20 protein-coding genes are annotated in these 22,506 nt (G+C 69.6%); 13 read left to right on the forward strand and 7 right to left on the reverse strand.

The window, feature by feature from the left end; translation table 11 throughout:
* Window positions 1–23: 23 nt before the first annotated feature.
* Window positions 24–923, forward strand: coding sequence for an aminoglycoside phosphotransferase family protein (locus tag FEK34_RS06315; protein ID WP_138446864.1), 900 nt, complete (start codon window positions 24–26; stop codon window positions 921–923).
* A 10-nt stretch (window positions 924–933) separates the two neighbouring features.
* Here FEK34_RS06315 and FEK34_RS30655 read toward each other — a convergent pair whose 3' ends face one another.
* Window positions 934–4,281, reverse strand: a complete 3,348-nt coding sequence (locus FEK34_RS30655; RefSeq protein ID WP_138446865.1) for a protein kinase domain-containing protein — start codon at window positions 4,279–4,281, stop codon at window positions 934–936.
* Between the two features lie 158 nt (window positions 4,282–4,439).
* Here FEK34_RS30655 and FEK34_RS06325 point away from each other — a divergent pair, with 158 nt between their 5' ends.
* Window positions 4,440–4,997, forward strand: a complete 558-nt coding sequence (locus tag FEK34_RS06325) for a sugar O-acetyltransferase (RefSeq protein WP_138446866.1) — start codon at window positions 4,440–4,442, stop codon at window positions 4,995–4,997.
* Window positions 4,998–5,105: 108 nt separating this feature from the next.
* Window positions 5,106–7,961 (forward strand): phosphoenolpyruvate carboxylase, encoded by a 2,856-nt coding sequence (gene ppc, locus FEK34_RS06330; RefSeq protein WP_138446867.1) that lies wholly within the window; start codon window positions 5,106–5,108, stop codon window positions 7,959–7,961.
* A 47-nt stretch (window positions 7,962–8,008) separates the two neighbouring features.
* Here ppc and FEK34_RS06335 read toward each other — a convergent pair whose 3' ends face one another.
* Window positions 8,009–8,641, reverse strand: coding sequence for a TetR/AcrR family transcriptional regulator (locus tag FEK34_RS06335; protein WP_249358814.1), 633 nt, complete (start codon window positions 8,639–8,641; stop codon window positions 8,009–8,011).
* 53 nt (window positions 8,642–8,694) lie between these two features.
* Between FEK34_RS06335 and FEK34_RS06340 the strand changes: the two genes are divergently transcribed.
* A complete protein-coding gene (locus FEK34_RS06340) occupies window positions 8,695–9,855 on the forward strand; it encodes an FAD-dependent oxidoreductase (protein WP_138446869.1) in 1,161 nt (386 codons plus the stop codon).
* Here FEK34_RS06340 and FEK34_RS06345 read toward each other — a convergent pair.
* Window positions 9,817–10,830: a helix-turn-helix transcriptional regulator gene (locus tag FEK34_RS06345; protein ID WP_138446870.1), complete on the reverse strand. Its 1,014-nt coding sequence runs from the start codon at window positions 10,828–10,830 to the stop codon at window positions 9,817–9,819. The genes FEK34_RS06340 and FEK34_RS06345 overlap by 39 nt on opposite strands.
* 62 nt (window positions 10,831–10,892) lie before the next feature.
* On the opposite strand from FEK34_RS06345, the gene FEK34_RS06350 reads away from it, so the two are divergent.
* Together FEK34_RS06350 and FEK34_RS06355 are read left to right on the forward strand one after the other, a co-directional pair.
* Window positions 10,893–11,384, forward strand: coding sequence for a pyridoxamine 5'-phosphate oxidase family protein (locus FEK34_RS06350; RefSeq protein WP_138446871.1), 492 nt, complete (start codon window positions 10,893–10,895; stop codon window positions 11,382–11,384).
* 114 nt (window positions 11,385–11,498) lie between these two features.
* Complete coding sequence (locus FEK34_RS06355) at window positions 11,499–12,362, forward strand: alpha/beta fold hydrolase (protein WP_138446872.1); 864 nt, start codon at window positions 11,499–11,501, stop codon at window positions 12,360–12,362.
* A gap of 3 nt (window positions 12,363–12,365) precedes the next feature.
* Here the strand turns inward: FEK34_RS06355 and FEK34_RS06360 are convergent, their stop codons facing one another.
* The 3 genes from FEK34_RS06360 to FEK34_RS06370 are packed head-to-tail and all read right to left on the reverse strand — an operon-like array spanning window position 12,366 to window position 14,586.
* A complete protein-coding gene (locus FEK34_RS06360) occupies window positions 12,366–13,598 on the reverse strand; it encodes an RNA polymerase sigma factor (RefSeq protein ID WP_138446873.1) in 1,233 nt (410 codons plus the stop codon).
* Window positions 13,599–13,645: 47 nt separating this feature from the next.
* Window positions 13,646–13,987, reverse strand: a complete 342-nt coding sequence (locus tag FEK34_RS06365; RefSeq protein ID WP_138446874.1) for a YciI family protein — start codon at window positions 13,985–13,987, stop codon at window positions 13,646–13,648.
* 2 nt (window positions 13,988–13,989) lie between these two features.
* The gene (locus FEK34_RS06370) at window positions 13,990–14,586 is read right to left on the reverse strand and encodes a dihydrofolate reductase family protein (protein ID WP_138446875.1); all 597 of its coding nucleotides are present in this window, start codon (window positions 14,584–14,586) and stop codon (window positions 13,990–13,992) included.
* 177 nt (window positions 14,587–14,763) lie between these two features.
* On the opposite strand from FEK34_RS06370, the gene FEK34_RS06375 reads away from it, so the two are divergent.
* The gene (locus tag FEK34_RS06375; protein ID WP_138446876.1) at window positions 14,764–16,077 is read left to right on the forward strand and encodes a cation:proton antiporter; all 1,314 of its coding nucleotides are present in this window, start codon (window positions 14,764–14,766) and stop codon (window positions 16,075–16,077) included.
* A gap of 238 nt (window positions 16,078–16,315) precedes the next feature.
* On the opposite strand, the gene FEK34_RS06380 is transcribed toward FEK34_RS06375, so the two are convergent.
* Entirely contained in the window at window positions 16,316–16,519 is a 204-nt protein-coding gene (locus FEK34_RS06380) for a hypothetical protein (protein WP_138446877.1), read from the reverse strand.
* A gap of 92 nt (window positions 16,520–16,611) precedes the next feature.
* On the opposite strand from FEK34_RS06380, the gene argC reads away from it, so the two are divergent.
* The 6 genes from argC to FEK34_RS06410 are packed head-to-tail and all read left to right on the forward strand — an operon-like array spanning window position 16,612 to window position 22,504.
* The gene (gene argC, locus FEK34_RS06385) at window positions 16,612–17,670 is read left to right on the forward strand and encodes an N-acetyl-gamma-glutamyl-phosphate reductase (RefSeq protein WP_138446878.1); all 1,059 of its coding nucleotides are present in this window, start codon (window positions 16,612–16,614) and stop codon (window positions 17,668–17,670) included.
* A complete protein-coding gene (argJ, locus tag FEK34_RS06390) occupies window positions 17,667–18,884 on the forward strand; it encodes a bifunctional glutamate N-acetyltransferase/amino-acid acetyltransferase ArgJ (protein WP_138446879.1) in 1,218 nt (405 codons plus the stop codon). The genes argC and argJ overlap by 4 nt, the downstream gene beginning before the upstream one ends.
* A complete protein-coding gene (argB, locus tag FEK34_RS06395) occupies window positions 18,881–19,807 on the forward strand; it encodes an acetylglutamate kinase (protein WP_138446880.1) in 927 nt (308 codons plus the stop codon). The genes argJ and argB overlap by 4 nt, the downstream gene beginning before the upstream one ends.
* Entirely contained in the window at window positions 19,804–21,012 is a 1,209-nt protein-coding gene (locus tag FEK34_RS06400) for an acetylornithine transaminase (RefSeq protein ID WP_138446881.1), read from the forward strand. Before argB ends, FEK34_RS06400 begins: the two co-directional genes overlap by 4 nt.
* The gene (gene argF, locus FEK34_RS06405; protein WP_138446882.1) at window positions 21,009–21,992 is read left to right on the forward strand and encodes an ornithine carbamoyltransferase; all 984 of its coding nucleotides are present in this window, start codon (window positions 21,009–21,011) and stop codon (window positions 21,990–21,992) included. The genes FEK34_RS06400 and argF overlap by 4 nt, the downstream gene beginning before the upstream one ends.
* Entirely contained in the window at window positions 21,989–22,504 is a 516-nt protein-coding gene (locus FEK34_RS06410) for an arginine repressor (protein WP_036535915.1), read from the forward strand. The genes argF and FEK34_RS06410 overlap by 4 nt, the downstream gene beginning before the upstream one ends.
* Window positions 22,505–22,506: the final 2 nt, after the last annotated feature.

Raw genomic sequence — 22,506 nt, forward strand, 5'->3', positions numbered from 1 at the left:
CGCGGCATCTCTAGAGTCGGGACGTGATCGCGATCCCGGAGGACTTCGTGCGTGAGACCGTCGGCAGGGAAGGAGAACCGGGGCAGCGGTGGATCGCCTCGCTACCGGCGCTGGTCGACGAACTGCTGGACCGCTGGTCGTGTATGCCGGACGGGCCGGTGATGCACGGGCGGGTGGGGCTCGTGGTGCCGGTGCGGCGCACGGATCTGCCGCCCGCGGTGCTGAAGGTGTCGTTTCCGCATCCGGGCAATGTGTTCGAGCCCCATGCGTTCGCCGCCTGGTCGGGGCGCGGGGCGGTGCGGCTGTTCGAACGCGACGACGAGCGGTTCGCGATGCTGCTGGAGCGCGCCCGCGGAACCCTCGCCGAGATCGAGGATTTCGACACCGCGGTGTCGGCACTCGGGCAGGTGTCGCGGCGGCTCGCGGTCGACGCGCCCGCCGGACTGCCGCTGCTGGCCGACCTCACCGCGGAATGGGCCGGCGAAATGACCGAGATCGCCGCCGAATTCGGCAACCCGCTGCCGCCGCGGATAGTCGACGCCGCCCTCGACACCCTGCGCGACCTCGGCCCGGATCAGCCCGGCACGCTCGTCCACGGTGACCTGCACGACGGGAATGTGCTGCTCGGCGAACGTGAACCGTTCTTGGCGATCGACCCGAAGGGCTACGTCGGCGACCCCGCCTACGACACGTTCACCGTCATCCGCAGCCTCCGTTTCGCCCACCTGCTGTTCGCGCCCGACGCGGTGCCGCAGCTGCTGCGTGGGCTCGAGATCTTTTGTGACGCCGCCGAACTCGACCGCGAACGGGCCCGGCGGTGGGCGCAGGTGCGGGCGGTCAAGTCGACGCTGTGGGGCCGGAGGCACGGGGACGAGGCGTGGTTGATCGACGTCACCGATCGGCTGGCCGAAGCGCTCGGATAGGCGCGGGGCGTCAGCGGCTGAGCACGAGTACCGACGAACCGTCGGTCACATAGACGGAATGCGTTGTGGTGTCAACGGCGATGTCTTCGGCGCTGTGGCCGGCCATGAGGTCGACCGAGCTGATCTGAGTTCGTTCTTGCGTGTCGATCACCTGAACGTCGGTGTAGTTGGCGATGTAGACGGTGTGTCCGCTCGGGTCGATGGCGATATCGAGAGCATTGCCGTCGGCGGTGGGGGCGGCGAGCACCGCGCGAGTACCCGGGTCGATGATCGATAGCGTCCGATCATCGGAGTCGTTTCCGCCGTACGCCGTCACGTAGACGAGGTGCGTGGCCGGATCGACCGCCACATCGAGCGGATTCGGGTAGCGGTCGTAGGTAGGGATGGCCAGGCTGCCGGTGACAGTGCTGGTCTTGGTGTCGATCATCATCAGGTCCTGGTCCGCGACGACGTAGAGGGTGTCGGTGCCCGGATCGAGGGCTGCTTTGCGCGTTCCGCTGTCGACCGGAATCGTGGCGGTCACCGTGCGGGTGGCGGTATCGACGATCGACACATCGGAGCTACCGATGACATAAATCGTGGAAGAGTCGGGGTCGATGATCACCGACTGCGGGTCGTAGCCGACCGGAATGGTCGCGACGGCTGTGCGCGTACCGGTGTCGATCAGCGCAACGGTCCGCTGCTCGCCATCGGTCACGTAGAGCATGCCCCGGCCCGGGTCGACCGCCAGGCCACCGGGGTCGGGACCGGCGGCGATCGTGCCGACGACCTCGTGGGTGCCGGTATCGATCACCGAGACCGGCTCACCCATCCCGCCGGTCACATAGGCCCTGCGGTTGACCGGATCGACCGCGATCTCTTGTGCCCCGGCAGACACCTCGATGGTGTCGACGATCTTGGGCATACGAGTCTTATCTGTTCGCGACTCAGCCTGGGTGACGGCCACAGCCACACCCACGACCACCACCAGTGCGAGTACCGCCGCGCCCCAGATGAACTCGACGCGGCCTTGGCCCGGCTGCGTGATCCCGGAGATCGCTGCGTTCGATTGCGCGGCGGCGACCTCGGTGACGGCCAACCGTGGGTCGGACGTAGTGGGCGCGCTGGACGGGCCACCGGGACGGCCGGCAAGCGGGCGGCTGCCGACGGCGCTCGCATAACCGGGGTCGGCCGACGCAAGCGCGTGCGGTGCCACTTCGGTGGCGGCTGAGCGCGGGTCGGCGGCGGGATGGTCGGCCGAAGGGATGGTGGGCGGGCCATCGGGGTGGCCGACAGGCCGGCTGTTGCCTCCGGCACTCGCGTAGCCGGGATCGGTTGATGCCAGCGCGTGCGGTGCCACTTCGGTGGCGGCCGAGCGCGAGTCGGGGGAGGGGTGGTGGGCTCCAGGGGCGGTGGGCGTGCCGAGCACTACGACCGAGCCGATCATCTTGTCGGCGATGGTCTGCGCCTTGGCATCCCAGAGCGGAAACAGGAAGCCGAGATAGCACGGCAGCGCGTCGACGATGTGCGCGAGCTGGCGGCCGACCGACCTGCCGGCGCCGAGCGGACGTCCGGTCTGCGCATCCACGACCGAGATCCCGACAACCCGTTTGCCCCAGGTCTGACCGGAAAGTCCCTGCCGGAAACCGGCATTCCAGATGAGGTAGGCGATCAGCCCGGCGTAACAGAGCATCATCACCACCAGGCCGCCGCCGGAGGAGTGAGCGCCGCTCGAAGCCCGCGCGAGCCCGACCCCCAGACCCGCGAGCAGGCCGGCGGGTAGTCCGTCCAGCAGCGCCGCACCCACCCGCTGCGCCCAGGTGGCGTACGGCGCGGAGCTGCCGCCGACGTGGATGCCGTCCGGTGCTGCCGTGGCCGCGCGGCCAGGAGCGGCGGCCGCGACACCGATGCCCATCAGCACGGCCAGCGCGGCGAAAACCACCAGCAGCACCAGGGCACGACTGACACCGAGCGCGGCCACCGCGTTCGCTGTGACATCGGCGCGCCAATCGCCGAGCGCCATCGGAAACGACGCGACGAACAGCACACCCGCACACGCGATGACCGCGGAGGGCCGCCGCACGACCAGCGCGCGGACCGCGAGCGCCAGAACGGTCACCAATGCCAGTACCGGAAGCCAGAAGTCGGGAAAGCTGACCGAATGCTGCTCGCCGTAGCTCGCCGCGGCCGCGATCAGCCGGGCGATCGTCAGCCCACACACCACCACGAGGCAGGCGAGGGCGAGACCGCCGATACCCGCCTTGTCGGCCGGTACGGGTGCGGGCGTTGCCTGCGAAGCGACGACAGTGGGCGCCGCGCCCGGTGCCGACTCACCGACCATCAGCGCGCCGGGGGTCCACCCGCCTGGCGCGGGTTCGCCCGGTGCTGATCCCATTGCCGATGCTGCGCCCGGCGCGGCTGCGCCGACCGCCGCCCGGCCGGGTGCCGACCCATCCCGTGCTTGGCTGCCTGCTCCCGACCCGATCGACGTCGGCGCTCGACGCGGATCGGTCTCCACCCCACCGTCCGGCGCCGAATCGAGCGCGCGGCGCGCGGCGGCCGCGAACGCACCGGCACTGGGAAACCGTTGCTCCGGCAGCTTGGCCATCCCACGCACAACCACCTCGTCCAGCGCCTCGGGGATCCCCGCACGGGCGCGGCTCGGCCGCGGCGGTTCGGCGGTGAGATGCGCGGCGATCTGCTCGGCCACGACGGACCCGGGGAAAGGCCGGGCGCCGGTGAGGCATTCGTAGAGCACGCAGGCCAGCGAGTAGATGTCGGCGCGTGCGTCGGTCGGCTGCCCGGGCGTGAAACGTTCCGGCGCCATATACGCGAAGGTGCCGAGGGTGGTGCCGATGCTCGTCATCGCGGTCGCCGAATCGTCGCGGGCGATGCCGAAATCGATCAGGTAGGCGAAATCGCGGTCGCCGAGCACGATATTGGACGGTTTGACGTCGCGGTGCACCAGTCCGGCGGCGTGCGCGGCATCCAATGCGGCGGCGACCTGCTCGATGACGTGCACCGCCCGCGCGGGTGGCAGCGGCCCGTGCTCGGCCACGACGGTGCCGAGATCGACGCCATCGATCAGGCGCATGTCGAGGAACAGCCGCCCGTCGATCTCGCCGTAGTCGTGGATCGGCACGATATGCGGCTCGCGCAATCTGGCCGCGGCGTGCGCCTCGCGGCGGAATCGTTCGCGGAATTCGCCGTTGGCGGCCAGCGCTTCCGGCAGCACCTTCAGCGCCACCGTCCGGTCGGTCACGGTGTCGAAGGCTTCGTACACCCGCCCCATCCCGCCCTCGCCGATGACCCGGCCCAACCGGTACCGGCCGAACGCCGCCCCGTCCACCATCTCGCCCTCCCGAAGCTTGCCGGTCACCGTGCAGGTGACCGGCCCGCCGCAGGATATCGGAAGTCCGCGGGCGGGTCAGCGGAAGTGCGCCGCCCGCTCATGCTCGGTGCAGTGCCGCCGACGCCGTAGTGGACGCGACAGGAGACCGGGGCGGGTTCGGCCGCATACCCGCTACCGTGGGGCGAATGGGTGAGCACAAGCAACGCATGCTGGCCGGTGAGCTCTACCGGGACAACGATCCCGAACTGGTGGCCGAACGGCGGCGGGCGCAGACCCTCTGCGACGAGTTCAACCGCACCGGACCCGCGGAGACCGACCGCCGCGACGCGGTGCTCCGGCAGCTGCTCGGAAAGCTCGGCGAGGGTTCCTGGATCATGCCGCGATTCCAATGCGATTACGGCTACCTCATCGAGATCGGCGCCAACAGTTTCCTCAACTACGACGCGATCCTGCTGGACTGCGCGCCCATCACCATCGGCGACGACGTCTCCATCGGGCCGCGCTGTCAGTTGCTGACGGCCCTGCATCCGATGGAGGACCACGAGCGGCGCAGGCAGCGATGGGAGTCGGCCGCGCCCATCGTCATCGGGAACAACGTCTGGTTCGGCGGCGGGGTGATCGTCTGCCCTGGCGTCACTGTCGGCGACGACACGGTGGTCGGCGCGGGCAGCGTGGTCACTCGCGATCTGCCGTCCCGGGTCTTCGCGGCGGGCAACCCGGCGCGGGTCATCCGGCAACTCTGAGAACCCGCCGGTAACGGGCGCGCGAGCCCGCGCCGCAGCGTCTCGCCCCGCCCGACGCACCGCCCGACCGAGCAGATGTTCGGCAATCTCCGGCAGTACTGTCGGACCATGACCGAACCGCGGATCGAGACCGAGCAGGACGCGACCCGGCCGCTGCGCGAGGACATCCGATTCCTCGGCGGTGTTCTCGGCGACACCATCCGGGATCACGAAGGCCCCGAGGTGTTCGACCTCATCGAACGGGTCCGCGTCGAGGCGTTCCGTGTGCGCCGGGAGGAGGTCGGGCGCAGCGCCGTCGCCGACATGCTCGACGGGGTCGACATCGATGTGGCGCTGCCGCTGATCCGGGCCTTCAGCTATTTCGTCCTGCTGGCCAATCTCGCCGAGGATCTGCAACGCGACCGGCGCCGCGCCGCGCACGAGGCGGCGGGGGAGCCGCCGCAGGATTCGTCGCTGGCGGCTACCTACCGCAAACTCGACGCGGCGGCGCTGCCCGCATCGAAGGTCGCCGATCTGCTCACCGACGCGCTGGTTTCGCCGGTGATCACCGCGCATCCCACCGAGACCAGGCGCCGCACGGTGTTCGATGTGCAGAGCCGGATCACCGAACTGATGCGCAGGCGTCAGCACTACCCGGAACGTGACCGCGCGGGCCTCGAACTCGAGATCCGCCGTCAGGTCCTCACGCTGTGGCGCACAGCCCTGATCCGGTTGGCGCGCTTGCGGATTCAGGACGAGATCGCGGTGGGGCTGCGCTACTACGAGCTCACCCTCTTCGATGTGATTCCGGCGATCAACGCCGAGGTGCGCGCGGCGCTGCGCTCGCGCTGGCCCGAGGCCGACCTGCTGCCGAAGCCGATCCTGCGCCCCGGCTCCTGGATCGGCGGTGACCGCGACGGCAACCCGTACGTCACCGCCGACGTGGTGCGCACCGCGGCCGGGCAGGCGGCGGGCGTGGCGTTCGGCCGGTACCTGCGGGAACTGGTGGAGCTGGAGAAGACGCTGTCGCAGTCCGGCCGGCTGGTGCAGGTCGGCGAGACGGTATCGGAGCTGGCTGCCGCCGGCTACGCCGACCCCTCGATCCACGCCGACGAACCGTATCGCCGTGCGCTGCACCGTATCCGGGAGCGCTTGACCACCACGGCGGAGGAGTCGCTCGGCGTTCCTTTGCGCTCGACCGGTGTCGCCGCGCTCGGAGTGGGAGCTGGTATCGGCGTAGGCCTCGTCCCCGGTGCGCTGCCCGGCGGCGCGCCCGACGCGACCGCGACCGGAACCCAGACCGCGCCCGCCTATCCCGACCCGCAATCGCTGCTCGACGATCTCGACGCCATCGACGCCTCCCTGCGCGCCTCCGGCGACGGCCTGCTCGCCGACGACCGCCTGGCCGCGCTGCGCCACGCGGTGGAAACCTTCGGCTTCCACCTCCAGGGCCTGGACATGCGGCAGAACTCCGAGGTGCACGAACAAGTCGTGGCCGAACTGCTGGCCTGGGCGGGCGTGCACCCGGACTACGCGAGTCTGCCGGAGCCCGAACGGGTGCGGATCCTGGCGGCGGAACTGAGCACCCGCCGTCCGCTGCTCGGCCCGCACGCGCGGCTGAGCGAGCTCGCGACCAAGGAACTCGATATCGTGCGCGCCGCGGCCGACGTGGTCGCGACCTTCGGTGAACCCGCCATCCCGAACTACATCATCAGCATGTGCACCTCGGTGAGCGACATGCTCGAGGCGGCGCTGCTGTTGAAGGAGGGTGGGCTGCTCGATCCGGGCGCGCCCGGCGGATCGCCGAGTTGCGCGGCCGGGATCGTGCCGTTGTTCGAGACGATCGAGGATCTCAGGGCGGGCGCGGCGACCTTGGCGGCGGCGCTGGAGGTGCCGGTGTACCGAGACCTGGTGGCGGCCAAGGGGATGCGCCAGGAAGTGATGCTCGGCTACTCCGATTCCAACAAGGACGGCGGCTATCTGGCCGCGAACTGGGCGCTGTACCGGGCCGAACTGGATCTGGTGGAGGTGGCGCGCAAGACCGGCATCCGGTTGCGGCTGTTCCACGGCCGCGGCGGTACGGTCGGCCGCGGCGGCGGCCGCAGCTACGACGCCATCCTGGCTCAGCCCGCCGGCGCGGTGCACGGGTCGTTGCGGCTCACCGAACAGGGCGAGGTGATCGCGGCCAAATACGCCGAATCCGGTTCGGCGCACCGGAATCTGGAGTCGCTGATCGCAGGCACCCTGGAGTCGACGCTGCTGGACGTGGAGGGCCTCGGCGCCGACGCCGAACCGTCCTACCAGCTGATGGACGAGCTGGCCGCACGGGCGCGCGCCGCGTATGCCCGGTTGGTCCACGACACACCGGGATTCGTCGAATACTTCCGCCAATCGACCCCGGTCGCCGAGGTCGGTGACCTGAACATCGGCAGCAGACCGGCCTCGCGCAAGCCCACAAACTCGGTCGCCGATCTGCGCGCCATCCCGTGGGTGATGTCGTGGAGTCAGGCGCGGGTGATGCTGCCCGGCTGGTACGGCACCGGCACCGCGCTCGAGGACTGGGTCGGCGACGAACCGCAGCGGATGGCGACCCTCGCCGATCTGTACCGGCGCTGGCCGTTCTTCCGTACCGTGCTGTCGAACCTGGCGCAGGTGATGGCCAAGAGCGATCTCGCCATCGCGGCTCGCTACGCCGAACTGGTCGAGGATCAGGCGCTGCGCGAGCAGATCTTCGGCATGATCAGCGACGAGCACGCCCGCACCATCCGCATGCACGCCGCCATCACCGGCAACGATCACCTGCTCTCGGACAACCCGTCATTGGCCGAATCCATCCACAACCGCTTCCCCTATCTGGAACCGCTCAACCAGATGCAGGTGGAGCTGCTGCGACGTTTGCGGGCAGGCGACGATTCGGAACTGGTGAAGCGCGGAATCCTGCTCACCATGAACGGCCTGGCCACCGCATTGCGCAACTCCGGGTAGCGACCGCGGCGTGAACTGTTGCGGGGCAACGGTTCACGTTCGGGTGATCAGCCGGCGGCACCGGATGGGCCGATCAACGCGGCGATCATGCGGCGCATCTGCGGCCCCGGATCCTCGTCGGCCCGCGGTGCGCCGAGGCGATGCATGATCACGCCTTCGAGGTAGTCCACCACCGGAGTCGTGACCGCGGCGTCCGCACCGAGGCCGCCCAGCATGGTGCCCGCCCACTCGGTGAGCCGCAGGTGCCCGCGGCGCAGGGACTCCAGCAGTGCCGGTGCGGTCTGCGCCTCCAGGAACAGCGCGTAGCGGGCCAGGGTGCGGGTGCGGTCGGTGGTGACCGCGTGCACCACGAAGCGCGTCAGGTCCGCGGCCAGGGCGTCGACCGTGTCGGGCGTGGGCGCATCGCTCAGGGCGGCCCAGTCGGCGTAGTCGCGCTGTTCGAGCCGTTCGGTGACGCCGATGAGTAGCGCTTCGCGGGTGCGGAAGTAGTTCGAGGTGGTTCCGGTCGGCACCGCCGCCGCCTCGTCCACGGCGCGGTGGGTGAGCGCGCGCGGGCCGCGGGTGCCGAGCACCTCGATCGCGGCGTCGAGGACCAGCTCGCGCTTGCTCGATGCCGAGCGGCCCGCGGATGCCTTCGCCCCGCTCGGTGTGTTCCCGGCCACCAGAGGTTTCTCTTCCACCCGATCCATACTACATTTGTAGTGACGTTACTACGGATGTAGTGGAGGGTTCGATGGCGGGGACAACACACGACGGACAGCGCGCGATCATCGTCGGCGCCGGAATCGGTGGTCTGGCGACCGCCATCGCGCTGGCCCGGCGCGGCTGGCAGGTGCAGATCCTCGAACGCTCCGCCGAGATCGGTGAGGCCGGATCGGGTCTGACGGTGTGGGCCAACGGCCTGCGCGCTCTCGATGTGCTCGGCGTCGGTGCCCAGGTCCGCGAGCGGGCCATGGCCGACACCGACGCCGGGATCCGCGACCCGGGCGGGCGCTGGCTGACCCGCACCGACACCGACGCATTGGCCCGCCGCTTCGGTGAGGTCGTGATGATCCCGCGCACCGACCTGTTCGAGATCCTGCGCGGCGCGCTGCCGCCGGGTTCGGTGCGGCTCGGCTGCGCCGTAACCGGGGTCGAACATGTCGATGACGGCGTCGAGGTGGCCCACAGCGGTGGCGTTGCCACGGGCGATCTCGTCGTCGGGGCCGACGGGATTCACAGCGCGGTTCGGCAATCGGTGTTCTGCGGCGCGCCCGCACCGCGCTACGCCGGATACACCGCCTGGCGGATGATCACCGCGCATCCGGTGCCCGCGCTGCATGACGGCGGCCAGGCCTGGGGGCGCGGTGAACGATTCGGCGTCATCGCCCTGCCCGACGACCGGGTGTACATGTTCGGCGTCGCCGATTCGGCGCCGGGATTGCGCGGTCCGGACGGCGAATACGCCGAAGTGAGAAGGCGTTTCGCCACCTGGCACGATCCGATCCCCGCCCTGCTGGATGCCGTCGACCCGGCTGCGGTGCTGCGCCACGACATCTACGAACTGCCCCCGCTGTCGAGCTATGTCCTCGGCCGCATCGCGCTGCTCGGCGACGCGGCGCACGCGATGACTCCGAATATGGGTCAGGGCGCCAACCAAGGCCTCGAAGACGCCGTCACCCTCGCGGCTCTTCTCGACCGGATCGATTCCGTGCCTGCGGCCCTGGCGGAATACGACCGGGTCCGTCGCCCACGCACCCAGGACATCGCCCGCCGCTCGCACCGCATCGGTGTCCTCGCGCAATTGTCCTCGGCACCGGCGGTGTTCCTCCGCGACACGGTCCTGCGGCTGACCCCCGGACGCGCGATGCTCGGTTCATTCGCGCCCGCGCTCACCTGGCAACCGCCGGCGTGAGTTCGTCGGCTGCCCGTACAGCGCGTGCATCGCTGAAGCCGTCGCGGCGAAGCGGGCGCGTAACTCGGGTGGATCGAGCACCTCGGCGAACTCCCCGAGCGGGAGCAGCCCGGTGACCAGCACGTCCCAGGATTCGGACGGCACCGTCAGCTCCAGCCAGCCGTCCGCGTCGGGTGGACCGGCCGACGCCATCGCCTCGGCGACGACGGCAGGATCGTTCATCAAGCGCAGCAGGCTCAGGTGGGTGCGCTTGATCCGGCAGCGGGCTCGGACCCGCAATATCGACCGGGCGAATTCGCCCGCAGAATCGGCCCAATGCGCGGCTAGATCGAAATCGGCCGGGCGGTCGAAGGTTTCGCCGTTCGGTGTGGCCGAGGCAATGCGTCCGACGCGATAGGACCGCACCGCATCACCGTCGCGGGCCACCAGATACCAGGTGCCCGCCTTCAACACGAGCCCGAGCGGATCCAGCGTGCGGTCGACGGTGCGGTCCTTGCGGGCATAGCGCACCGCCAGCCTGCGGTCGTGCCAGAGCGCGTCGGCGACGGTGGCGAGGGTGGGCGTGTCCTCGGGCCGGTGGAACCAGCCGGGGGCGTCGATGTGCACGCGATCGGCGATGCGGGTGGCGCGCCCGCGCAGTTCCGGCGGCAGCGCGGCGAGCACCTTGAGCTGCGCGGTCGCCAGCACCGTGCCCAATCCGAGATCGGCTGCGGCGCCCGGCAGCCCCGCCAGCAGTACCGCGTCGGCTTCGTCGCTGGTCAGGCCGGTGAGCCGGGTTCGGTAGCCGTCGACCAGCTCGACCCCGCCCGCCCGTCCTGGCTCGGTGTATACCGGCACACCCGCGGCCGACAGCGCCTCGATATCGCGGTACACCGTGCGCACCGAGACCTCCAGTTCACCGGCCAGCTGCGCCGCCGTGGACCGGCCCCGCGTTTGCAGCAGCAACAGCAACTGCACCAATCGACTCGCCCGCACACTCCGAAGCCTAGTGGAAAACCTTGACAGAAGATGTCAGCAATAGCTCGTACCGTCGGGATATGACCACTTGGAGCCAGTTCACCGAAGAAGCGCCACGGATCTCCGCGATCTTCCTGCGCCGGCACAAGGCCACCGGCAACCTCTGCATGCTCGGCACGCTCCGCTCCGACGGCTTCCCGCGGATCAGTCCGGTCGAGCCGATGATCTTCGAGGATCAGTTGGTGATCGTTGGCATGCCGGACACCACGAAGTTCAAGGACCTGGCCCGCGATCCGCGGTTCTGCCTGCACACCGCCACCGTCGACACCAATGTCTCCGACGGCGATGCCAAACTCTTCGGCCGCGTCACCGATATCACCGACCGCGCGGTGCACGCCCGATTCGCGCAGAAGCTGTTCGACGACAGCGGTTTCGACCTCCGCGATCAGGAGTTCGATCACTTCTTCGTCGCCGATCTGACGACCGCGTCGTCGGTCGAGGTCGTCGACGATCGCCTCGAGATCACCATCTGGAAGCCGGGCGAAGGGGAGCGCGTCGTGCACAAGGACTGAGTGCCACACCCTGTTCGGTCGAAGCCCGGCCCGCCGGCACGCGTCGGCGTAGGCTTCGCCGCGTAGCCAGTGGCATCGCAGCTGGCGGGGGCAACGATCAAGGATGCTGCGCAATTGACTGACACCACATCGGTACTCGAGGTCACCCATCACACGGTCGACGGTGTGCGCTGCGCCGTCTACGACAGCGATCCCGGCGGGAGCGGGGAAGCGGTCGTGTTCGTGCACGGCAACCCCGGACCCATGGATGACTGGGCCGAACTGGCTCCCGCGATCGCCCGGTTCGCACGGGTGATCGCCATGGATATGCCGGGATTCGGGCAGTCGGAGCGTCCGGCGTCGTTCGATCACAGCGTGGTCGGGCACGCCCGGTTCCTCGGCCTGCTGCTCGACCGGCTCGGCGTCGACCGGGTGCATCTGGTGCTGCACGATTTCGGCGGGCCCTGGGGTATGCGGTGGATGCTGGACCATCCCGAGAAACTGGCGAGCCTGTCGGTGATCAACTGCGGCGTCCTCGACGGCTACCGCTGGCACCGGTACGCCAAGATCTGGCAGACCCCGGTCCTCGGTGAGCTGTTCCAGCTGATGAGCAGCCCCCGCGCCATGCGGATCGCGCTCAGCCGCGACAATCCCCGCCCGATCCCGCGCAGCTACGTCGAGCGGGTGGCCCGCTACTCGGATTGGGCGCACAAGCGGGCCGTGTTGCGGCTCTACCGCAATTCGCGCGATCCCAGCGGCGCCTTCCCGGAGAAGGACTCGGGCCTCGCGGCCGAGGGTCTGCCGGTCTGCGTGATCTGGGGCGACGGCGACCCCTACATTCCGGTGCGCTTCGCCGCCCAGCAGCGGGCCTTCTTCCCCGACGCCGAGATCCACATCCTGGAAGGTCTCGGGCACTGGCCGTTCGTCGACGACCCGCAGGCCGTGCTCACCCCGCTCGAGGCGTTTCTCCGCAAACACGTCGGCGCGGCGCCCGAGTAGGTGTCACCGCCCGGGATCCGGCCGCGGAGATAGCTCCTCGCGGCGGCGGATCAGGTAGCGACGTTCGGCCTCGTTGGTCGTGTGGCGGATGGCGTCGTCGTAGGCGGTGTGCGCCTCGGCGGTTCGGCCGAGACGGCGCAGTAGATCCGCGCGGACGGCGTGGAACAGGTGGTAGTCCGCGAGCGGCAGATCCTCGATGAGCGCCAGCGCGGTGGCCGGGCCCTCGGTTTCGGCGACGGCCACCGCCCGATTGAGCGCGACGACCGGGCTCGGCGCAATCGTCATCAGCTGGTCGTAGAGCTGCACGATCTGCGCCCAATCGGTGGCGTCGGCGGTGGCGGCGTCGGTGTGCACGGCATGGATGGCGGCCTGGATCTGATACGGACCGGGAGTATTGCGGCGCAGGCATTCCCGGACCAGTGCGTGCCCCTCGGCGATGAGCGCCCGATCCCACCGGCGGCGATCCTGCTCGGCCAGAGCGATCGGTGTGCCGTCGGCGTCGGTGCGGGCAGGGCGGCGGGCCTCTGTGAGCAGCATGAGCGCAAGCAGGCCGAGCACTTCCGGGTCGTCCGGCAGTAATTCGCGCAGCACACGGCCCAGCCGTATCGCTTCCGCGCACAACTCGGCGCGCACCAATTCCGCACTGCCGGTGGCGGTGTGGCCCTCGGTGAAGATCAGATAGATCACCGCGAGCACCGAGTTCATCCGCTCCGGTAACTCGTCGGCGCCGGGCACCCGATACGGGATGTGGGCATCGCGAATCTTGTTCTTGGCCCGCACGATTCGCTGCGCCATGGTCGGCTCCGGCACCAGGAACGCACGCGCGATCTGGGCGGTGCTCAACCCGCCCAGCAGCCGCAAGGTCAAGGCCACCCGCGCGTTCATCGCGAGCGCCGGATGACAGCAGGTGAAGATCAGCCGCAGCCGGTCATCGGGCACCGGCTGCGGCGGTGCCGGTTCCTCGTCCCGGACATGCACAAGTGCGGCCTCGGCATGCCGGTCCGCGCGCGAAGCCTCGCGGCGCAGCCGATCGATCGCCCGGTTGCGGGCGGTGGTGATGATCCAGCCGGGCGGGCTCGGCGGCAGCCCGTCCTCGGGCCAGCGTGCCACTGCCGCGGTGAACGCGTCCTGGACCGCGTCTTCGGCGAGGCCGATATCGCCGAAGACGCGGATCAGCGAGGCCACCGCACGGCCGTAGTTGTCGCGGAACACCTCCCGGATCTGCGCATCGGTCACCGGTGGCGCCGCACGGTCGTCGCGATCACGCTCGCCGGAGCGCACCGCTACCCTTCGGCCAGCGGTCGCACCTCGATCGGCAAGGTGACCACGGCGGCCAGTCTGCTCGCCCAGCGCAGTGCCTCGTCCAGATCGGCCACCTCGATGATGGTGAACCCGCCGATGTGCTCCTTCGCCTCGATGTAGGGCCCGTCGGTGATCAGCGTCTCGGATCCTTTCGCACGCACCACCGTCGAAGCACTCGGCGCGTGCAGCCCGGCCGCGAACACCCACGCCCCCGCGGCCCGGATCTCGTCGTTGAGGGCCTCGAGATCGCGCATGATCTCGTCGAGATTCTCGGGCACCTCCTCGGTGTCGGGTTGATAGATCCCCAGCAGGTAGTGCGGCATCGTCAGCTCCTCTCGGCGGTGCGGTAGGTCGCGATCAGCACTCCGGTCGTAGTGGGAACACAGTCGACCAGGCGCAGATCGCCGAGCGTGGTCCGTCCGTCGAACAGCCGCCGCCCGCTCCCGAGCACCAGTGGATGGATCTGCAGCAGATACTCGTCGACCAGGCCGTGCGCCATCAGCGATTGCAGCAGATTCCCGCTGCCGAGCACCACCAGATCCCGATCGGGCCGCTGCTGCTGTAGCCGGGGCACCGCACGGATCGCGTCGCCGTCGAGCAGGATCGAGTTCTGCCACGGCAACGGCTCGGTCAACGTCGTCGACGCCACATATTTGTCGGTCTTGTTCAGCACATCGGTGAACGGATTGCCGGACTGGTGCGGCCAATACCCGGCGAAGTCCAGGTAGGTACGCCGTCCCAGCAGCAAGGCGCCCCGATGCGCGGACATGTGCTCGGCCATGACGCGGGCCTGCACCTCGTCGGTGAATCGGTACGCCCAGCCGCCATGGGTGAATCCGTCGCGTGGATCCTCCTCTGCGCGTCCTGGTGACTGCATGACTCCGTCCAGCGTCACGCTCACGACAGCGATGATCTTGCTCATTTCCGGCTCCTTTCCGGACCGGCCGATGCACGGTCTCACCACCTACACGAACGGCCCACCCCCGGATCGACAGTGCGAAGAAAAAATGCCGTTACCGAGACGACGACCGGTCCGACCTGCCGATATCGCACGGTGTCGTACCCGTGGGTGGCTGTCCGGCCGTGCCACGATGACCGGATGGTGCACCTGGCCGAGGCAGCCGAGAGCGCGAGCCTGTCACCGATCGTGTCGCTGTTCTGGATCGCCATGGCTGCCGCCGTGGCGCCGCTCATCGCGCGCCTGCTGCGCGGGTTCGTGCCGGATGTGGTGATCCTGCTGCTGTTCGGAGTGGTGCTCGGTCCGCACGCGCTCGGCCTGGCCGGCACCGGCGGCGGCGTCGATCTGCTGAGCGAACTCGGGCTCGGCATGCTGTTCCTGCTGGCCGGTTACGAACTCGATCCGCGCCTGCTCGGCGGCAAGTCCGGACGCACGGCATGGTTCACCTGGGTCGGGTGCCTGCTCATGGCGATGGTGTTCGTGGCGCTGGTCGCCCACGACGCGACGTTCACCGCCGTCGCCGCGGTAGCCATCGCGATGACCTCGACCGCGCTCGGCACCCTGCTGCCGATCATCAAGGCGCGCGGCATCCTCGACACCGGGCTGGGCCGGGCGGTCCTCGCGCACGGCGCCGTCGGCGAACTCGGCCCCGTTGTGGCCATGTCGATCCTGCTGACCAGCCGCAATATCGGCGCCGCGATCGTGGTGCTGGTGTTGTTCGCGATCGCGGCCGCGCTGATCGGCCTGATGCACCAGCACATCCTCGACCGCGTGCCCGCCGTCGGGCGACTGCTGACCGAGCTGTCGGCCGGGACCGCTCAACTGCCGGTGCGGGTGGTGTTCCTGCTGCTGCTGGTGCTGATGACGCTGGCGGAGGAGTTCGGGCTCGACGTGGTGCTCGGCGCGTTCGCCGCAGGCATCATCCTGCGCAAACTGGTCGGCGGTGAACGCCCGGAGATCGGTTCCTCGCTCGAGACCATCGGCTACGGCGTGCTCATTCCGATCTTCTTCGTCGTCTCGGGAATGGGAATCGACGTGGCCGCGGTCGCCGACGAGCCGCTCACGTGGGCGTTGTTCGTGATGTCGATCGCGGTGGCCCGCGGGGTGCCGGTGTGGTTCAGTGAGCGGTTCATCCAGCACGGCGCCAACCTCGGCGAGCCGCACGAACGGTTGCAGCTGGCGTTGTACGCCGCGACGGGGCTGCCGATCATCGTCGCCGTCACCCAGGTGGCGACCAGCACCGGTCTGATGGAGCAGGGGCTCGCGTCCACGATGGTGGCGGCCGGTGCGACGACTGTGCTGCTGTTCCCGTTGCTCGCGCGGTGGGTGGGTGCTCGCGGCGACCACCGGTCACCCGATGACGTGGCGGGGCGCGACGAGATGAACGGGCGCAACGACGAGATCGGGCGCGACGAGAAGAACGGGCCGACGAGAGGGCCGGGCGTGACGGGGTGAGCGGGCGTGACGGGTGACCGGGTCGCGACGGGTGAGCGGGCGTGACGGAGTGACCGGCCCCAACTGGTGACCGCGCCTGACGGGGACATCGGGCCACGGCGCCAGCCACTACACGGCTATGCGACCGTAGGGCCCAACCCGTGCCTTGCGGCGTGATCGGGGCGCGAGTGAACCGGCCGGACCGGCTTTCCGGGGTCGGGCCGGGACGCGGGCCTGGTGCACTGCCCTATTCCGCGCCCTACTCCGTGCGGTCACCCAGCCGACGACGATGCGCCACCACCCGGGCGACGAACCCCGCTAGATTCCGCGTCCGCGATTCCACCCGCTGCTGGAGTTCGGTCAAATCCGCGTCGGAGGCCTGCGTGAGGTCGAGCGCGAGCAGACCATCGGTGGCCTTGTCCAGGGCTTTCAACCGATCGTCGAACACTCGATTCGAACGCATGTTCTAATCCTAGCGCATCAGGCGGTAGTGTGGAGGCGGGAAATTCCCGCACCGCCGGTGAATGAGCTTGCATGGTCGTGCATAATCATCACATGGTTGATTCCTCGGACGGACCCGTCGTGCGGGTCGCGGTTGCTGGTGCCAGCGGGTACGCGGGCGGCGAGGTCTTGCGCCTGCTGCTCGGTCATCCGGAGTACCGAACCGGGCGCCTCGTCATCGGGGCGCTGACCGCGGGATCCAACGCCGGCACCCGGCTCGGTGCGCTCCAGCCGCATCTGCTGCCACTCGCCGACCGGGTGCTCGCGCCCACCACGGTCGACGAACTGGCCGGCCATGACGTGGTCTTCCTCGGTCTGCCGCACGGGCAGTCCGCCGCGCTCGCCGAACAGCTACCGGACTCGACGGTCATCATCGACTGCGGTGCCGACTTCCGGCTCACCGACGCCGCCGCGTGGGAGAAGTACTACGGCAGCCCGCACGCTGGCAGCTGGCCCTACGGTCTGCCGGAACTGCCCGGCGGCCGGGACAAGCTGCGCGGCGCCACCAGAATCGCCGTCCCCGGTTGCTATCCGACCGTGGCCAGCTTGGCGCTGGCCCCCGCGATCGCGGCCGGGATCATCGAACCGAAGGTCACCGTGGTCGCGGTGAGCGGCACCTCGGGCGCAGGCCGCAAACTCGACGTCGGGCTGCTCGGCTCGGAGGTCATGGGTTCGGTTCGCGCCTACAACATCGCCGGCGCCCACCGGCACACCCCGGAGATCGCGCAGAATCTCAGCGCCGCGGGCGGCACCGACGTCAGCGTCTCCTTCACCCCGGTGCTCGCGCCGATGCCGCGCGGCATCCTCGCCACCTGCACCGCGCCGGTGAAGGTGGACGCCGCCGAGGCCCGCGCCGTGTACGAGAAGGCGTACGCCGACGAACCTTTCGTGCATCTGCTGCCCGAAGGCGTACTGCCGCAGACCGGTGCGGTGCTCGGCTCCAACGCTGTCGCCCTCCAGGTCGCCATCGATGAGGCCGCAGGCCTGCTCGTGGTGATCGGCGCGGTCGACAACCTGACCAAAGGCACCGCGGGCGCCGCGGTGCAATCGATGAATCTGGCCCTCGGAATCGAGGAGACCGCAGGACTTTCCACCGTAGGAGTGGCACCGTGACGACAACCGACACCGCCGACGGCAAGCTGATCCGCACCCAGGGTGTGACGGCGCCGCTCGGTTTCCGCGCCGCGGGCATCGCCGCCGGGATCAAGGCCAACGGCAATCCCGATCTGGCGCTGGTGTTCAACGAAGGACCCGAATACGCCGCGGCCGGCGTGTTCACCCGCAACAAGGTGAAGGCCGCGCCGGTGCTGTGGTCGCAGCAGGTGCTGAAGTCCGGTGCGCTGCGCGCGGTCATCCTCAATTCCGGTGGCGCCAACGCCTGCACCGGCCCCGGCGGCTTCCAGGACGCGCACCGCACCGCCGAGGAATTGGCCACCGCGCTCAGCAATTGGGGCACCGAGACCGGCGCGGGCGAGATCGCGGTCTGCTCGACCGGCCTGATCGGTGACCGGCTGCCGATGGACAAGCTGATTCCGGCCGTCACCGAGATCGTGCACGAAATGGGCGGCGGCATGTCCGGCGGCACCGACGCCGCCTACGCCATCATGACCACCGACACCGTGCCGAAAGAGGTGTCGTTCCATCACAAGAACAAGTGGAACGTCGGCGGCATGGCCAAGGGCGCGGGCATGCTCGCGCCGTCGCTGGCCACGATGCTGGTGGTGCTCACCACCGACGCTCACGCCAGCGCCGAACAGCTGGACCAGGCGCTGCGCAAGGCCACCCGGCTCACCTTCGACCGGCTCGACGTGGACGGCTCCTGCTCCACCAACGACACCGTGCTGCTGCTGGCCAACGGCGCCAGCGGGGTCACGCCGACTCAGGACGAACTCGACGCCGCCGTGCTCGCCGTCTGTGATGACCTGGCCGCCCAGCTGATGGCCGACGCCGAGGGCGTCACCAAGCGGGTCGTCGTCACCGTCACCGGCGCCGTCAACGAGGACGAGGCGCTGACCGCGGCGCGCGCCGTGGCCCGCGACAGCCTGGTCAAGACCGCGCTGTTCGGCTCCGACCCGAACTGGGGTCGCGTGCTCGCCGCAGTCGGCATCGCACCGATCACCCTGGACCCGAACGTGATCTCGGTGTCGTTCAACGGGCAGCCGGTGTGCGTCGACGGCATGGGCGCACCGGGCGCGCGCGAGGTCGACCTGTCCGGCGCCGATATCGACGTGCTCATCGATCTGCGGCTCGGCGAGGGCACCGCGAGCATCCGCACCACCGACCTCTCGCACGGCTACGTCGAAGAGAACTCGGCCTACAGCTCATGACCGGCGACATCCTGCACAGTCTGTCGGCGCTGGACAAGGCCCACGTCCTCGCCGACGCGCTGCCGTGGTTGCAGAAGTTCCACGACAAGATCGTGGTGGTGAAGTACGGCGGCAACGCCATGATCGACGATCGGCTCAAGCGCGATTTCGCCGCCGATATGGCGTTCCTGCGCACCGTCGGCGTGCACCCGGTGGTGGTGCACGGCGGCGGCCCGCAGATCAACGCCATGCTGAAGCGGCTCGGGCTCACCGGTGAATTCCGCGGCGGTTTCCGGGTCACCACGCCGGAGATCATGGATGTGGTGCGGATGGTGCTGTTCGGGCAGGTCGGGCGCGAGCTGGTCGGGCTGATCAACGCGCACGGCCCGTATGCGGTCGGCATCTCCGGTGAGGACGCGCACCTGTTCACCGCCACCCGCCGCACCGTCGACGTCGACGGCGAGGCCACCGATATCGGCCTGGTCGGCGACGTCACCGAGGTGAACCCCGCCGCCGTGCTCGACCTCATCGGCGCGGGCCGCATCCCGGTCGTGTCCACCATCGCCCCCGACGCCGACGGCATCGTGCACAACATCAACGCCGATACCGCCGCGGCCGCACTGGCCGAAGGCATCGGCGCGGAGAAACTGGTGGTCCTCACCGATGTCGAGGGCCTCTACACCGACTGGCCTGACCGCTCGTCGCTGACCTCGGCCATCGACGCCGACGCCCTGGCGGAGTTGCTCCCGCGCCTGGATGCGGGCATGGTGCCCAAGATGGAAGCCTGCCTGCGCGCGGTGCGCGGCGGGGTGCCCAGCGCGCACGTCATCGACGGACGCGTCCCGCATTCGGTGCTGCTCGAGCTGTTCACCGGAGAGGGCATCGGGACCATGGTCACCCCAGCCTCGCCCGGGCGGACGAACGAAAACGGAGCCGGAGCATGAGCACAGCCGAACTTCAGCAGCGGTGGTCGGCCGCCCTGATGCACAACTACAAGACCCCCGACATCGTGCTGGTGCGCGGTGCGGGCGCGGTGGTCTACGACGCCGACGGTAACCGCTACGTCGATTTCCTCGGCGGCATCGCCGTCAACAGCCTCGGCCACGCCCATCCGGCGATCCTGGAGGCGGTCACCCACCAGCTCGGCACGCTCGGGCACGTCTCCAACATCTACGGCAACGAGCCGGTGATCGAGCTGGCCGAACGCCTGCTCGATCACTTCGGCGACGGCCGCACCGGTGAGAGCAAGGCGTTCTTCTGCAACTCCGGCACCGAGGCCAACGAGGCGGCGTTCAAGATCGCCCGGCTCACCGGCCGGCGCAAGATCATCGCCTGCGACGAGGCCTTCCACGGCCGCACCATGGGCGCGCTGGCACTCACCGGTCAGCCGTCCAAGCGGGCGCCGTTCGAGCCGATGCCGCCCGGTGTCGTGCACGTGCCCTACGGTGACGCCGCCGCGCTGGAGCGGGTGGTCGATGCCGACACCGCCGCCGTCTTCCTCGAACCGATGATGGGGGAGAGCGGTGTGGTCGTGCCGCCCATGGACTATCTGGTGCGGGCGCGTGAGATCACCGCCAAGCACGGTGCGCTGCTGATCCTGGACGAGGTGCAGACCGGCATCGGGCGCACCGGAAAGTTCTACGCCCACCAGGCATTCGGCATCGTCCCCGATGTGATCACCCTGGCCAAGGGCCTCGGTGGTGGTCTGCCCATCGGTGCCGTGCTGGCCACCGGCAAGGCCGCCGAGCTGCTCACCCCGGGCTTGCACGGCACCACCTTCGGCGGTAACCCGGTCTGTGCGGCGGCCGCGCTCGCGGTGCTGCGCACCATTGATGAGCAGGGCCTGCTCGCCCATGTCGAATCGCTGGGCAAGCGGCTCAGCGACGGCATCGCGCTGCTCGAGCATCCGCTGATCGACCATGTGCGCGGCGCCGGCCTGCTGATCGGCATCGTCCTCACCGAGGATGTGGCGCCGCAGGTGGAGGTCCGCGCGCGGGAAGCCGGCTACCTGGTGAATCCCGCCAAGCCGAACGTCATCCGGCTGGCGCCGCCGCTGGTGCTCACCGAAACCCAATCCGACAACTTCGTCGCCGATCTGCCCGAGATCCTCGATCTCGCCGCAGCGGACGCGAAGGGAGCCTCCGCATGACGCTGTCCGATTCCACCCCCGTGAACGGCTCGACCCCGGCCACGGCCGTGCGGCATTTCCTGCGCGACGACGACCTGACGCCATCGGAGCAGGCCGAGGTGCTGGCGCTGGCCGCCGAACTCAAGGGCGCGCCGTTCGCGCGGCGTCCGCTGGAGGGCCCGCGCGGGGTCGGGGTGATCTTCGAGAAGAACTCCACCCGCACCCGGTTCTCCTTCGAGCTGGGGATCGCCCAGCTCGGTGGGCACGCCGTCGTCGTCGATGGACGCGACACCCAGCTGGGCCGCGAGGAAACCCTCGGCGACACCGGGCGGGTGCTGTCGCGCTACGTCGACGCGATCGTCTGGCGCACCTTCGAACAGACTCGGCTCGACGAAATGGCCGCCACCGCAACGGTTCCCGTGGTGAACGCGCTCTCCGACGAGTTCCATCCGTGCCAGGTGCTCGCCGATCTGCTCACCCTCACCGAGCACCTCGGCCCGCTGCCCGGACGCAAGCTCGCCTACTTCGGCGACGGCGCCAACAATATGGCGCATTCGCTGCTGCTCGGCGGTGTCACCGCGGGCCTGCACGTCACCATCGCCGCGCCGGAGGGTTTCGCGCCGCTGCCGTGGGTCGTCGAGGCCGCCCAGGCCCGCGCCGCCGAGACCGGTGCGAGCATCACCCTCACCGACGATCCGCGCATCGCCGCCGAAGGGGCCGACGCCCTGGTCACCGATACCTGGACGTCGATGGGCCAGGAGAACGACGGCCTCGACCGGGTCGGGCCATTCCGGCGCTTCCAGATCAACTCCGGCCTGCTCGCCAAGGCGCAGCCGAATGCCGTTGTGCTGCACTGCCTGCCGGCTCATCGCGGCGAGGAGATCACCGACGAGGTGCTCGACGGCCCGCAGAGCGTGGTCTGGGACGAGGCCGAAAACCGCCTGCACGCCCAGAAGGCGCTGCTGGTGTGGCTGCTCGACAGACAGTACGGCCGACGATGAGCGTGCCCAGCTCCGACACCGGCGCCCCGGGTCCGGCCACCGCCGCGACCCGGGCCGGCCGCCAGTCCCGCATCGTGGCCCTGCTGTCGGCCCATTCGGTGCGCAGCCAAACCGAACTCGCCGCCCTGCTCGCCGCCGAAGGCATCGAAACCACCCAGGCCACCTTGTCGCGTGACCTCGACGAACTCGGCGCCGTGAAACTGCGCGCCGCCGACGGCGGCGCCGGCGTCTACGTCGTCCCCGAAGACGGCAGCCCCGTCCGCGGCGTCACCGGCGGCACCGGCCGCCTCTCCAAACTCCTCGGCGACCTGTTGGTCTCCACCGACGCCAGCGGCAACCTCGCCGTCCTCCGCACCCCACCCGGCGCAGCGCATTTCCTGGCCAGCGCCCTCGACCGGGCGTCGCTGCCGTACATCGTCGGCACCATCGCCGGCGATGACACGATTGCGGTCATCGCGCGAGAACCGATGACAGGGGCGGAACTGGCTGCGGAGATCGAGCGATTGGCCTGATC

This window comes from Nocardia cyriacigeorgica (assembly GCF_005863245.1).
GTDB lineage: Bacteria > Actinomycetota > Actinomycetes > Mycobacteriales > Mycobacteriaceae > Nocardia > Nocardia cyriacigeorgica_C.